Origin of the sequence: Marinicauda sp. Alg238-R41 (assembly GCF_947331485.1) — a bacterium.
GTDB classification, from domain to species: Bacteria; Pseudomonadota; Alphaproteobacteria; order Caulobacterales; family Maricaulaceae; genus Marinicauda; species Marinicauda pacifica.
The window spans coordinates 512,951-525,387 of the sequence record NZ_CAMZOJ010000002.1; the positions used below are offsets into that span (position 1 = coordinate 512,951).

Below are 12,437 nucleotides of genomic sequence, written 5' to 3' on the forward strand. Positions count from 1 at the left end.
GAGCCCGGGCCAGCTCGCGCCACACGGGGACTAAGCGCTGCAATAGAGAGGAAGTGGGGGCTTCTGTTGCCAGGCGCCCCCGAACCCCGCCTGACCTTGCTAGAGGACAGGACTTAACAAGCGAGTTGCTCGCGCTGCGTTACGCAGCGAGGGCGAACTCTTCAGCAGTGTTGTCGTTGGCAACTACTGTAAACGGGCTGGTAACGAAGCCCATTCGGGCGAACGCTACGTCTTTAGCCATCCGTCGATCCTAATTCGGCCCCTCACACACCGCGCAACGCCGCGGAAGAGAAATTGGTGGAGCCGCCGGGATTCGCACCCGGGTCCGGTCTGGTTATTACACGCGCATTTATCGCCATAGTCTCCGAAGAGACACATGTAACATAAGCTCATTCGGCCGGAGTTTAAAGAGATGGTTCGCCACATCGCTGCAGCCGGGCTGGCGCTTCTGGCGGTATTGATCGGTCTTTGCGTGCTGGCGACCGCGCTGGGGGCAATGCTCGCCTCGCCTGGAGCCCGGCCTGCCTCGCCCGGCAATTGTGAACTGATCGGCGTACAGCGCGTCATGTTGCACACCGAGATCGTGCTGCCGGCAGACGCCTTTGATCCTGACTCGCCCGTACGCGCGCTCTTTCCCGAGGCCAACGGCTACGCCATCGGCTGGGGAGACCGGCGCGCCTATCCTGGAGCGCTGACAGTCGGCCAGGCGGTGACCGCGCTTGTCTGGCCCACGCCCTCCGTGCTGCACGTTCACGCGCTGGACCACCCGCCGCTGGAAGGGCGGCAAGGTGTGACGGTTGCGGTCTCGCGGCAGGGCCTGGAAGCGCTTGTCCGGGAGATCGAGGCGGCCTTCGTCCCGGGTGAGGCGGGTCGTCCGATTCATGCCGGACGCGGCAAGCGCGGCCCGCGAAGCGTGTTCGCGCAGGCGAGGCCCAGCTATCATCTCCTGCGTACCTGCAATGTGTGGACCGGCGCGAGACTGCGCGCCGCCGGCGCCCCCGTCGGGGCGCCGGCGGTGCATCTGCTCCCGTGGACGTTGACCGGCGAGCTCAATGTCCGAGCCCAGGCGGGCTGCCCCGGGCGTTCCTAGTCGACGGATCTGGAAGCGCTGCTGCGCAGAAGGCGCGCTTACCCCATCACGAAGGCGTTGAGCTTGTTGCCGTCCGGGTCGCGGAAATAGCCGGCATAAAAGCCGTCATCGCCACGCGGTCCGGGTGCGCCTTCGTCCTTTGCGCCCATCTCGATGGCTGCATTGTAGATCTCGTCAACATGCGCCTTGTCGCGCGCGGCAAGAGCGACCATCACGCCATTGCCGACCGTGGCGGGCTTTCCGTCATACGGCTTGGTCAGGCCGATGCCCGCTCCGCCGCCCGGCTTGCCCCAGGCGATGAAGGTGTCGAATTCCATCATCCGCCCCGTATCGAGCAGCCCGCAAAGCCGGTCGTAGAACTTGGCCGCGCGCTCCAGATCATTCGTACCAAGGGTCACATAACCAATCATCGAGAGTTCTCCTTATGTTCTGATTTTGTCACCATGTTCCCGCTTCGCCGAGCGCGCAAGTAAAATCTCGATGACATCGCCGGACCGTCCCCGCACGCTTGGCTGCTGCGAGGTCCGGCTCAATCGGGTGGTCTCGTCGCGTGTGATGGTGATGGTAGTCGTGGTAGTAGGAGTCGCGTTCGCACTTTCGGCGGGGACCTCGCCGGACCGAATCGGGCAGACTGACGCGCCCAGGACGCGCTTCACGGGAGGACATCATGGCCATCGCAGAGACGCATGCCGACACGGGCTCGCCGCTCGAGCACGCCTATCTCGACCTCCTGCGCGACATCCTGGCCAACGGCACGGATACGACCGATCGCACGGGCACAGGGACGCGGTCGGTCTTCGGCCGCCAGATCCGCGCCGACCTGTCTGACGGTTTCCCGCTGCTGACGACCAAGAAGGTCCACTTCAAGTCGGTCGCCGTGGAGTTGCTCTGGTTCGTGAAGGGCTTGACCAACGTGACGTGGCTGCAGGAACGCGGTGTCACGATATGGGACGAGTGGGCCGACGAGAACGGCGAACTCGGCCCGGTCTACGGAAAACAATGGCGCCGCTGGACGGGGCCGGATGGTCAGGAAATCGATCAGCTCGCCAATGTGCTCGATCAGATCCGCAGGACGCCGGACTCACGGCGCCTCATCGTTTCGGCGTGGAACCCGGCGGACGTCCCGTCGATGGCGCTTCCGCCCTGCCACTCCATGTTCCAGTTTTATGTGGCCGACGGGCGCCTGTCGCTGCAGCTCTATCAACGCAGCGCGGACATGTTCCTCGGCGTGCCGTTCAACATCGCCAGCTATGCTCTCCTGCTGGCCATGGTCGCGCAGGTGACCGGCTATGAGCCGGGCGAATTCGTTCACACGTTTGGCGATGCTCACATCTATTCAAATCACATGGATCAGGTGAACGAGCAGCTTTCGCGGCCGCCACGAGCGCTGCCGACCCTGTCGCTCAATCCGGCCATCACCGACCTCTTCGCCTTCGAATACGAGGACATCGCAATCCAGGACTATGACCCGCACCCCCGGATCGCTGCACCGGTGGCGGTGTGATGACCGACCCAGTCAAGCTCGTGCATGTGGTCGCGCGCGCACGTAACGGGGTGATAGGCCTAGACGGAGAGCTTCCGTGGCGCCTCAAATCGGATCTGAAACAGTTCAAGCAGGTTACGCTAGGCAAACCGGTCGTGATGGGCCGCAAGACCTGGGAGAGCCTGCCGCGCAAGCCGCTACCGGGCCGACCTAACCTAGTGGTCAGCCGCTCCCTGGCATCGGCAGAGGGCGCAGAGGTCTTCGACAATCCCTGGCATGCGCTGGAGGCCGCACGTGCCGCGGCGCTGCAGGCGGGCGTCGACGAGGTCTGTATCATTGGCGGAGCGCAGCTCTATTCTCTCACACTGGAACGCACCGACCGCTTGTACCTGACCGAGGTCGAGCTGGAGCCGAATGGCGGAACGGTCTATCCCGACCTTGATGGCTCGGAGTGGACGGAGGTGTACCGCGAACGGTTCGAGGCCGGGCCGGAGGATGATGCCCCGTTCACGCTCACCATCCTGGACCGGGTGCGGCAAACCGGTCGCGCACAGCCGGACTGACCGGTTTTACTTGAACCGGCGTGTCGCGCCGTCCACATACAACCGTGATGTGACTTTCACACTTCAAGGGACAATCGGGGAGAGTGCATGCCCTGGAATGACAATACCGGTGGCGGTAGCAACGGGCCCTGGGGCTCGGGCGGCCGCAAGAATGACAATAACCCGTGGGGCCGCGGGCCAGGCGGAAATCGCGGACGCGGTCCTGCCGGCGAACCGGATCTCGAGGATCTGATCCGTCAGCTGCAGGACAGGCTCAAGGGGCTGTTCGGCGGCGGCAAGGGCGGTAAAGGCGGCAAGGGCGGCGGTCTCGTCGGTCTGATCGTGATCGGCGTGGCGCTGCTCGCCGTGATCGTCGCGTCGGTCTACCAGATCGGACCGGGTGAAGCAGGGGTCGTCACACGCTTCGGCGACTACTCGCGCACGACCGGGTCCGGTTTGCGCTTCAAGCTGCCCTATCCGATCGAGACGGTCGAAATCGTCGATGTGGAACAGATTCGTACGGTCACGATTGGTGAAACGCCAGCCGAGGGGCTGATGGTCACGCGCGACGAGAATATCGTCGATCTGTCTTTCACGGTTCAGTGGCAAGTTGATCCGGCCAATGTCCAGGCCTTTGTCTTCAACGTGCGGGACCCCGCCAGCATGGTTCAGACCGTGGCCGAAAGCGCGATGCGCGAAGTCGTCGGCACCTCCGATCTGCAACCGATCATCGGTGCGGGCCGGGGCGAAGTCGCCGATCGCGCAGACCAGATCATGCAGGAAACGTTCGATCTCTATGCGTCGGGTATCCGCATCGTCGGCTTGCAGCTTCAGGAAGCTGCCCCGCCGGGCGACGTGATCGCGGCCTTCCAGGACGTGATCTCGGCCGAACAGGACGCAGAGCGCAATGCGCTGGAAGCCACGGCCTATGCCAACCAGATCGTGCCTGAAGCGCGCGGTACGGCAGTGGGGCTGCTGGAAGAGGCGCGAGGCTACCGCGATCAGGTGATTGCGGTCTCTCAAGGCCAGGCCGACCGGTTCGATGCGATCTACGAAGAGTACCGTCAGGCGCCCGATGTCACACGCCGAAGGATGTTTCTGGAAACGATGGAGCGTGTGCTCGGACGTTCCGAACTCATCATTCTCGATCAGCAGGGAGAAGGCAACGGGGCGGTCCCCTACCTGCCGCTTGACCAGCTGGGTCGAAACCGCGGGGCTCGGACCACCGCCCAGGGTTCAGGACAGGGAGGCTAAGCCATGCGTATTGTTGGAATCGGATTTCTGATCCTGATCGTCGCCGCATTGATCGGCGTGTTTACCGCCACTTACACAGTGAGCGAAACCCAATCGGCCCTCGTGCTTCGCTTCGGCGATCCGGTGCGCACGATCAACGCTCAAGGTGAGGACGAGGCGGGGCTCCACTTCAAGCTCCCTTGGGAGGAAGTCACGCGGTTTGATCGCCGCAACGTCGAATTCGACATGCGGCCTCAGCAGCTCCAGGCCGGAGACCAGGAAAGGCTCGAGGTCGATGCCTTCCTTCGCTACCGGATCGTGGATCCGCGGCGGTTTTACGAATCGGTGCGGACAGAGGCTGTTGCCCGGGGACGTCTGAGCTCGATCATGGAGGACGCCCTGCGCGCCGTTGTCGGTTCGATCCCGTCCCAGGACGTCATTTCCGGCCAGCGCGCGGCCCTTATGGACCGGGTGGAGAGCATGGTCAGCGCGTCTGTCCAGCGTGCCAATCTGGGCATTGAGGTCATCGATGTGCGGATTCTGCGCGCAGACCTGCCCGATGAGGTCGAAGAGCGGGTGTTCCAGCGCATGCGCTCCGAGCGTCAGCAGGAAGCCGCCCGGATTCGGGCCGAAGGCGAGGAGCGGGCCCGGGAGATCCGCGCCGGTGCGGACCGCGAAAGCACCGTCATCCTGGCCAATGCCCGCGCGGAAGCGGATCGCATTCGCGGTGAAGGCGACGCTCAGCGCAACCGAATCTACGCTCAATCCTATGGCCAGGACCAGGAATTCTTCGCCTTCTACCGGTCCATGGAGGCCTATGAGAACGCGCTGCGTGACGGGACTCCCATCATCCTTCCGCCGGATTCGGAGTTCTTCCGTTACTTCCGCAATGAAAGCGGAACGTCGAACTAGTAATCGATGTCAAAGCAGTAAAACGGCCCGCGTTCTGATCGGCGCGGGCCGTTTCATATCGGGAATTGAGTTCGTGCCGTCGCTGGCTGCCGTCTTGCGGCCAGCGGGGGGGACGGATACACCCGGATCGTGATTGCCTGCCGCTCTAGCGAAGGAGACGCCGATGCGCGCCCTGTTCGCCGCTCTTGTTCTTTGTGCCGTCTCGGCGGCCGCCCATGCGCAGCCGCGCGAGGGCTTCGCCGATCTCGCCGAGGCGTTGTCACCGTCCGTGGTCAACATTTCGGCCGTGCAGCGCATGACCGAGAACGATGCGATGCCGACCTTCCCTCCCGGATCGCCGCTGGAGCGCTTCAACGACCTGCTGGGCGACGGACCGCGAATCGCGAACTCGCTCGGGTCTGGTTTCGTCATTCGTGCAGAAGGCGTGGTCGTCACGAACAACCATGTGATCGAAGATGCGGACGAGGTGGAGGTGACCTTCCCTGACGGACGCACCTATCCGACTGATATCGTCGGCCGGGACCCGGCCACCGACCTCGCAGTCCTGCGCATTCAGTCGCAGGATCGTTTCCAGCCCGTTCCCTGGGGCGATAGCGACGCGGCGCGTGTCGGCGACTGGGTGGTCGCGATCGGTAACCCGTTCGGCTTCGGGGGCTCGCTGACAGCCGGTGTGATCTCGGCGCGCGGGCGTGAGATTGGCGGGCGGTACGACGACTATCTGCAGACCGACGTGGCGATCAACCAGGGCAATTCCGGCGGTCCGCTGTTCAATATGGACGGCCAGGTTGTCGGCGTGAACACCGCGATTTTCACCCCCACCGGCGCGAGCGTGGGGATCAGCTTTTCCATTCCCTCCAACATCGCGACCGTCGTGGTCGACCAGTTGCTCGAGTATGGCGAAACGCGCCGCGGGTGGATCGGTGTGAACGTGCAACCGGTGACACCGGACATGGCGCGGGCGATGAACCTAGCCAGTCCGCGCGGTGCCATCGTGAGCCGTGTGGAGCAGGGCGGACCGGCCGATGAAGGCGGGCTCCGCCGCGGCGACGTGATCCTGGCTTTCAACGGCGAGCCGGTTCCCGACGATCGCCGGCTTCCGCGCATCGTTGCAGAGACGGCGGTCGGTACGCGAGCGGCTGTCGATATTCTGCGCCGCGGTGAGGCGATGACACTGACCGTCGAGATTGCGCGTCTGGAAGAAGAGATCGCCGCAACCGGAACGCCGCAGGGCGGCACGCCGGATGAGGCCGAGAGCGAGCCGAGCTTCTTCGGCCTGGCGGTTACGCCGCTGACCGACCCCCTGCGCCGGCGCTACAATGTCCACCCGGACGCGGAAGGCCTGCTGATCACGCAGGTGGACCCGAACAGCGATGCGGCTGGAAAAGTGCGCGAGGGCGATGTCATCGAGGAGATCGCCTGGACCCCGGTCAGCGATGTCGTCGAGGCGCGCCAGGTCGCCGAGCAGGCCTCCGGCGGGGGAGAAGAGCCGGTCCTGTTCACGATCAACCGTGCCGGCCAGTTCATCTTCCAGACGATTCGCCAGTAAGCGGTCGCGGTGGTCGCGGCGCCAGACATCCTGTTCCTGGCCGGCCCTACGGCTTCGGGCAAGACCGCGCTCAGCCTGCACGCGGCCGGGCGCCTGGACGCGGAAATCATCAACGCCGATTCCATGCAAGTGTATGACCGGCTTGCGATTCTGTCCGCTCGCCCTGATCGCGCGGAGATGGCGGGGATTGCCCATCACCTGTTCGGCGAGGTGGACCCGGCTGTGCGCTGCTCGGTTGGCGAGTGGAGCCGCCGGGCGCTGGCGCGCCTGGAGGCGGTGAAAGCGCGTGGAAAGCGTGCGATCTTCGTGGGAGGAACCGGTCTGTATTTCAAGGCTCTAACCGAGGGACTTGCGCCGACGCCGGAGATTTCGGCCCGCGTGCGCGATGCGGTGAATGCTTTAGTCGCGGCGCGCGGAGTTGAGGCATTGCGTGAAGAGGCGATGCGCCATGACCCGGTGGCGGCAAGCCGGGTTGAGCCGGGCGACCGCCAGCGCCTGCAGCGCATCGTGGAAATCGGCCGGGAGACCGGGCAGGCGCTGAGCGCGCTGCAGGCCGATACCGTGCCGCTCCTGGCGCAAGACCGCTGGCGCGGTGTCGTGATTTCTCCTGATCGTGAAACGCTTTACCAGAGAATTGAAACCCGCTTCGACGCCATGATGGCCGCCGGGGCGCTGGCGGAGGCCGAGGCGATTTTCCGCCTGGAGCTGGATCGCGACCTGCCGGCCATGAAAGCGGTGGGCCTGCCGCCGCTTCTCGACCATCTGGCCGGCGAGCTGACGCTGGCGGAGGCGGTGGAGACCGCGAAGCGGGATTCGCGCCGGTATGCGAAGCGGCAATACACGTGGTTTGCCAACCAGCATCCAGGCCGGGCGCGCATTTCCAGCCTTGACCCGGACGATCAGAGAAATGAGCTTAACCGCTTTATAGACAAGGAGTTTGGGCTTTGACCGACGCGCTCTACGAAGCCGATATCGACCTCGAGCCGATCCGGTCGCGCCATGTGGCTATCATCGGGTACGGCAATCACGGCCGGTCGCATGCGCTGAACATGCGCGACATGGGGGTGGAGCGGATTTCGATTGCGCTGCGGCCCGGGTCCGCCTCGATTGCGAAGGCGCAAGCTGATGGATTCACTGTGGTTTCCATCGAAGAGGCGGCGCGCGAAGCCGATGTGCTGTCGCTGCTGGCCGCGGATGAGGCGCACGGTCAGATCTGGGACGACCATATCGCAGAAAATCGCAAGCCAGGACAAGCACTTATCCTGTGTCATGGCTTCTCGATCGAGTATGGCGTGCTCCGGCCCCCGGCCGATTGCGACGTCATCCTGGCGGCGGCCAAGGGGCCAGGCGGGGCGGTGCGCTCCAGCTTTGAAAAGGGTGGAGGACTTGTTGGTTTCTGGGCAGTAACCCCGGGATCGAGCACCACTGCCGAACCATTAGCCAAGGCCTATCTCAATGCAATCGGATGCGGTCGAGCCGGTATTTTCCCATCCAGCTTCCGCGAAGAGGCCCTGGCCGACATTTTAGGCGAGCAGGCCGTCCTGGTCGGCGGAATGTGCGCGCTCGCCCGCACCGGGTTCGAGCGCCTGACCGCGGCCGGAATCGGACCGCGCATGGCCTACATCGATACGGTCCACGAGTTGAAGTATATCGCCGAACTTATCCACGATCGCGGAATAGCCGGTATGTATGAGGCGATCTCGGATACGGCCGAGTTCGGCGCCCATGAGGTGGAGGGGAAGATTTCCAGGGCGGTCGGGCCGGTCTTCGACGCCATTGTCGAGGATGTGACGCGGGGCGATTTCGCGCGGCGCTGGGTGGCCGACTACGCCAATGACCGGGCGTGGCTCAAAGCGGCGCGGGCGAAAGCCGGCGAGCATCCGCTTGAGGACGCCGGCAAGGAGCTGCGCGCCCTGCTCAAGGGATCGAAGTAAGACGCCGCGCCTGCCGGCCGGTTTTGACAAAAGGGGACCAATGGCGTGTTAGTTCGGCATCAAATATGCGAGCGTCCGCGTTCGTTGAGCCGCAGCCCTGCCTGAACGAGTATCGATGAACGCGCTTCTCAAATTTTTCATGCGAATGGATTTGCGCGCGGGCCGCGCCGTCTGGGTGTCGCTGGCGCTGTTCCTGTCGGTGGCGATCGTGTTCCTGATCGGCAAATTCGTGCTGGATCTCGAGCCGGGCGCGGTTGGCGAATGGTTCGAGCACGCGGCCGAGGAATGGTACGCGATCCCGGCCACCATCGTGGCGTTCACGGCGCTCGCCTTTGTCGGCTTTCCCCAGTTCGCGCTGATCGGCGCGGCTGTCTTCGCCTTCGGACCGCTTCAGGGCTTCTTCTATTCCTGGATCGCCACGATGGTCTCCGGCGCGCTCAACTTCTACCTCGCCCGGCTGCTGGGAGCGAAGATCGTCCGGCGCTATGGCGGGCAGACGGTCAACCGGATCTCCGACTTCGTGGGACGCAATGGTTTCTGGGCCAGCTTCATCGTGCGCATCGTGCCCTCCGCCCCCTTCATCGTGGTGAACATGGCGGCGGGAATCTCGCACATGGGATTTCCCGCCTTTGCGTCCGGCATGGGGCTGGGCATCATTCCCAAGACCGCCCTTGTGGCTTTCTTCGGCGGCAGCCTGATGGCGATTCTCTCCGGCGGGGGGCCTTGGGCCATCGCGGCTCTGGTCGCGGCCGGTGCCGCCTGGATCGGCTTCATGCTGATTGCGCGCCGCTGGCTGCGCGGTTCCGATCTCGGAATGGAGGCGGCAGAGTTGAAACAAGACGCACATACGGGCGATGACGCCGCAGAACGCTGAGTTTGAGAGACCTCGCGCGCTTGCAATATGGCGCGAGGCATCGCACAAGAAACCAAGACTCGCTCTGTGACCATTTGGTCGCAGTCTTAAAAATTTGCTCCTGTTTGCTGACACCGGTTTTTCCATGTTCTCAAGCCTGTTCGGCCTTCTCTCTGCGGATATCGCCATCGACCTCGGGACTGCGAACACGCTCGTTTACGTGCGTGGACGCGGCGTCGTGCTCAATGAGCCCTCCGTTGTCGCGTACAAGATAGAAAAGGGCCGCAAGCACGTGCAGGCGGTCGGGGCGGAAGCCAAGCTCATGCTCGGCAAGACGCCTGGCAACGTGGAAGCGATTCGTCCCATGCGCGACGGAGTCATCGCCGACTTCGACGTGGCCGAGGAGATGATCGCCCACTTTATCCGCAAGGTTCACAACCGGCGCAGCTTCGTCAGCCCGCAAGTCGTGATCTGCGTGCCCTCCGGCGCGACCGCCGTGGAGCGCCGTGCGATCCACGAGAGTGCGCTGGGCGCCGGGGCGCGCAAGGTCTACCTGATCGACGAGCCGATGGCGGCCGCCGTTGGCGCGGGCCTGCCCATCGACGAGCCGACCGGTTCGATGATCGTGGATATCGGCGGCGGCACGACCGAGGTCGCGGTGATGAGCCTGTCCGGCATCGTCTATTCACGCTCGGTTCGCGTGGGCGGCGACAAGATGGACGAAGCCATCATCAATTATATCCGCCGTTCGGCGAACCTGCTGATCGGGGAAACGAGCGCCGAGCGCATCAAGAAGGAAATCGGCTCCGCGACGCCGCCGCCGAAAGGCGAAGGGCTGAGCCTGGAGATCAAGGGCCGCGACCTGATGAACGGTGTGCCGCGCGAGATCGTGGTCACCGAGGCGATGATCGCCGATGCGCTGTCCGAGCCGGTCGAACAGATCGTCGAGGCGGTCAAGCAGGCGCTGGAAGCGACGCCGCCGGAACTGGCCGCCGACATCGTGGACAAGGGTATCGTGCTGACCGGGGGCGGGGCGCTGCTCCGCAATCTGGACACCGAGCTTCGCGACCGCACCGGCCTGCCGGTGAGCCTGGCAGACGAGCCGCTCTCCTGCGTGGTGCTGGGTTGTGGAAAAGCGGTTGAAAACCTGCGCGTGTGGCGGCCCATCCTGTCCGAAGCCGTTTAACCGCGCACCTCGGGGGACCAGACCTTGGCGCAGTGGCGATCCTCGCGGCGCGATAATGAAGAGGGTGTGCGGTTCTCGCCGGCCCTGTTCATCTTTCTGGTTCTCGTGTCCTGCATTCTTGTCGCATCCGACCGCCCGGAAAACCGGCCCCAGGTCTTGAGCGGAGTGCGCGCCGGTTTCAACGACGCGGCAATGCCCGTGCTGGAACTGGCCGCCTGGCCGCTTCGCGGCGTTCAGAATGTCGGCCCGTGGTGGCGGCGCCAGTTCGAGCTGGCCCAGGAGAATCGCGAATTGCGCGAGGACCTCGCCGAGCTGCGCGCCTGGCGCGATGTGGCGCTGTCCCTGCGCGACCGGGCCCGGCTCTACGAAGAAGCCCTCAATCTTGAAACACCGGCCGTGCGCGAGCGAATCACTGCCTGGGCCGTGGCCGAGCGGGCCGGTCCGTTCGTACGCTCCCGCCTGATCGGGGTGGGCGCCCGGGACGGGGTGAGGGAAGGCTATCCGGTCGTGAACGTTTACGGCCTGGTCGGGCGCACGGTCGATGTCGGCCAGCGGTCCGCGCGTGCTCTGCTTCTGACAGACTTGAACAGCCGGGTGGCGGTGATGGCCGACCGCTCCAATGCGCGCGCCATGCTGACCGGTGACAATACCGACTTTCCGCGCCTGGAGTATCTGGGAACCGATCCCGATATCCAGGAAGGCGACCGGATCGTGACGTCCGGCGATGACAATGTGCTGCCACGCGGCCTGCCGGTGGGCGAGGCCGTGCGCGACCGCGACGGGCGCTGGCGCGTGGCGCTCTATTCCGATGCCGCGCCGCTGGACCTGGTGTGGATCTGGCCGTTCGAGCCGGTCGCGCCGCCCGAAGCCAATCCGCTTTCCGTGGATGCGCTGCCGGGGCTGAATGCCGAAGACCTGACCGGAGATCTCACCGGAGACGCGCCGCAGGATGCCGGCACACCGCAGAATGGCGAGACGGGGTCTGAGCCTGAAACGTCCGGGCCGGGTGGCGCGCCGGCGGCGATCGCGCAGACGAGCTCATCGGACGGCACAGCAGACGGCGCGGCGGATGGCGAGCCGGGAGGCGAGGACTGATGCGCGCACCCCTGGAACGCCGCTCGGCCTGGCCGACGCTCGCCGGCATGGCTCTGACCCTGATTCCCAGCCTGTTGCTTCACGCGGCGCCGACCCGGCTGCCGACCGGCATGGACCTGCTGCCGCTTCTGCCGCTGATCACGCTCTTCATCTGGGCGGTTCGCCGGCCGCGCTATGTGCCGCCCTGGCTGATCTTCCTGATCGGGCTGCTGCAGGATTTGCTGATCGGCGGACCGATGGGCGTGTGGGCGCTGGCCTACCTGGTCGCCTTTTCCATTGCGCGTCCGCGGGACGAGGAAGGCGGAGGCGAGATCGGCCCGGTTTCCCTGCGCTTTGCGGTGCTGGCCCTGATCGCGCTGGCCGTCGCCTGGGGCGCCGGTTCGGTTGCGCTCGGCCAGCCGGCAGGAACAGCCGACCTCGTGACGGAAGGTGTTTTAACCATCATACTGTTTCCTGTGTTCGCCTTTTTCTTCGCCCGCCGGAAGGAACGCTCGACCTTCTCGTGACCGGGCAGACGAGGCGAGAGTGAACCGGGCGGTCCAGCCCGGGAAACGGGACCAGGA

At 64.8% G+C, this 12,437-nt stretch carries 13 protein-coding genes and 1 other RNA gene; 12 read left to right on the forward strand and 2 right to left on the reverse strand.

What is annotated here, in order from left to right:
- Positions 1-52: 52 nt before the first annotated feature.
- Positions 53-413: a transfer-messenger RNA gene (ssrA, locus tag PGP17_RS11000) on the reverse strand.
- Between ssrA and PGP17_RS11005 the strand changes: the two genes are divergently transcribed.
- Positions 413-1,090 (forward strand): DUF2459 domain-containing protein, encoded by a 678-nt coding sequence (locus PGP17_RS11005; RefSeq protein WP_270375374.1) that lies wholly within the window; start codon positions 413-415, stop codon positions 1,088-1,090. The two genes, ssrA and PGP17_RS11005, sit on opposite strands and share 1 nt — an antisense overlap.
- A gap of 38 nt (positions 1,091-1,128) precedes the next feature.
- Here PGP17_RS11005 and PGP17_RS11010 read toward each other — a convergent pair whose 3' ends face one another.
- The gene (locus PGP17_RS11010) at positions 1,129-1,500 is read right to left on the reverse strand and encodes a VOC family protein (RefSeq protein WP_135945746.1); all 372 of its coding nucleotides are present in this window, start codon (positions 1,498-1,500) and stop codon (positions 1,129-1,131) included.
- Between the two features lie 257 nt (positions 1,501-1,757).
- Here PGP17_RS11010 and PGP17_RS11015 point away from each other — a divergent pair, with 257 nt between their 5' ends.
- From PGP17_RS11015 to mreD, 11 genes are all read left to right on the forward strand, one after another.
- Complete coding sequence (locus PGP17_RS11015; RefSeq protein WP_270375377.1) at positions 1,758-2,594, forward strand: thymidylate synthase; 837 nt, start codon at positions 1,758-1,760, stop codon at positions 2,592-2,594.
- Positions 2,594-3,136 (forward strand): dihydrofolate reductase, encoded by a 543-nt coding sequence (locus tag PGP17_RS11020; protein ID WP_135945744.1) that lies wholly within the window; start codon positions 2,594-2,596, stop codon positions 3,134-3,136. The genes PGP17_RS11015 and PGP17_RS11020 overlap by 1 nt, the downstream gene beginning before the upstream one ends.
- An 87-nt stretch (positions 3,137-3,223) precedes the next feature.
- On the forward strand, positions 3,224-4,369 hold the full coding sequence (hflK, locus tag PGP17_RS11025) for an FtsH protease activity modulator HflK (protein ID WP_135945743.1): 1,146 nt from the start codon (positions 3,224-3,226) through the stop codon (positions 4,367-4,369).
- A 3-nt stretch (positions 4,370-4,372) separates the two neighbouring features.
- Positions 4,373-5,260, forward strand: a complete 888-nt coding sequence (gene hflC, locus PGP17_RS11030) for a protease modulator HflC (protein WP_135945742.1) — start codon at positions 4,373-4,375, stop codon at positions 5,258-5,260.
- 163 nt (positions 5,261-5,423) lie between these two features.
- Entirely contained in the window at positions 5,424-6,806 is a 1,383-nt protein-coding gene (locus tag PGP17_RS11035; protein ID WP_270375379.1) for a Do family serine endopeptidase, read from the forward strand.
- 9 nt (positions 6,807-6,815) lie between these two features.
- Entirely contained in the window at positions 6,816-7,754 is a 939-nt protein-coding gene (miaA, locus tag PGP17_RS11040; RefSeq protein ID WP_270375381.1) for a tRNA (adenosine(37)-N6)-dimethylallyltransferase MiaA, read from the forward strand.
- The gene (gene ilvC, locus PGP17_RS11045) at positions 7,751-8,740 is read left to right on the forward strand and encodes a ketol-acid reductoisomerase (RefSeq protein WP_270375383.1); all 990 of its coding nucleotides are present in this window, start codon (positions 7,751-7,753) and stop codon (positions 8,738-8,740) included. The genes miaA and ilvC overlap by 4 nt, the downstream gene beginning before the upstream one ends.
- 115 nt (positions 8,741-8,855) lie before the next feature.
- The gene (locus PGP17_RS11050; protein ID WP_270375385.1) at positions 8,856-9,614 is read left to right on the forward strand and encodes a TVP38/TMEM64 family protein; all 759 of its coding nucleotides are present in this window, start codon (positions 8,856-8,858) and stop codon (positions 9,612-9,614) included.
- A 124-nt stretch (positions 9,615-9,738) separates the two neighbouring features.
- A complete protein-coding gene (locus PGP17_RS11055) occupies positions 9,739-10,779 on the forward strand; it encodes a rod shape-determining protein (protein ID WP_135945820.1) in 1,041 nt (346 codons plus the stop codon).
- 24 nt (positions 10,780-10,803) lie between these two features.
- Entirely contained in the window at positions 10,804-11,874 is a 1,071-nt protein-coding gene (gene mreC, locus PGP17_RS11060) for a rod shape-determining protein MreC (RefSeq protein ID WP_135945737.1), read from the forward strand.
- On the forward strand, positions 11,874-12,380 hold the full coding sequence (gene mreD, locus PGP17_RS11065) for a rod shape-determining protein MreD (protein ID WP_135945736.1): 507 nt from the start codon (positions 11,874-11,876) through the stop codon (positions 12,378-12,380). The genes mreC and mreD overlap by 1 nt, the downstream gene beginning before the upstream one ends.
- Positions 12,381-12,437: the final 57 nt, after the last annotated feature.